Raw genomic sequence first — 985 nt, forward strand, 5'->3', positions numbered from 1 at the left:
CCCACCTCCTCAAGAAGGACTGCGTGGGGTGCCACGGCGGCGCAGGCGCCGCCACCATCGACGGGGCCGGGACCCCCATCGTGGCAAGCGCCGCCATGCCGAGCTACCCGCCGGACGGCTCCGCCTCTTCCGCCCTGGCCGGCGGCAACTTCTACTGGGTGCTCGCCGACGGCACCCGGGGCCACAACTGCCTCGCCATCCCCGGGACGGCGTCGGACCCGGCCCTGACCCTGGCGCCCGGGTACCACGGGGACCAATCCGCCTGCGGGGTCTGTCACAACTATCCCATGGAGAACAATTACCTCCCGGGTGGGATGCCGCCGGGCGCCACCGCCCCCCAGGACTGCGAGGGCTGCCACCTGCGGATCTCCTCCTGCGAGAGCTGCCACCGCCCGGCGCACCACGCCCCGGACGGCGGGCCGGGGCCCGTGGGGGAGGCCGGGGGCTGGTACCGGTTCCTCATCTCGAGCTACCACCCGGACCCCGTCCTGGGGGTCGTGGGGATCGAGGACCCGGACTGGGAGCAGACCGTCTCCGCCGCCGACCACAACGAGTACAACGGGGCCTCGAGCCCCGAGGGCTACCCCGACCACTCCCTGAGCCACTTCTGCGCCGGCTGCCACGGCGACTTCCACGGCAACCACAACTCCCTCCACGGGGACGGGGCCTCGCCGTGGATCCGCCACCCCACCCACATCGCCCTGCCGGCCAGCGGGGAATACGCCCTCTACAACACCGCGGACGGGGCCACCCCGGGGCCCTACGACCCCATGGTGCCCGTGGCCCGCGACCCGGGCGTCCTCCCCGGCATGGCCGCCGCCTCGGCGCAGGTCACCCCGGGCTCGGACCAGGTGATGTGTCTGTCCTGCCACCGGGCCCACGGCTCCCCGTACCCCGACGCCCTCCGCTGGGACTACGACACCTGCAACGCCACCGTCCCCAACCCCGACTGCGGCTGCTTCGTCTGCCACACCAGCAAGGACGA

Annotated in this window: 1 protein-coding gene; it reads left to right on the top strand. The window is 73.4% G+C overall.

Annotation, left to right across the window (positions count from 1 at the left end):
* A partial coding sequence (locus HCU62_RS11550; RefSeq protein ID WP_169755672.1) for a cytochrome c3 family protein occupies positions 1-985 on the top strand: 985 nt, incomplete at both ends.

It is taken from the genome of Dissulfurirhabdus thermomarina (genome assembly GCF_012979235.1).
GTDB lineage: Bacteria > Desulfobacterota > Dissulfuribacteria > Dissulfuribacterales > Dissulfurirhabdaceae > Dissulfurirhabdus > Dissulfurirhabdus thermomarina.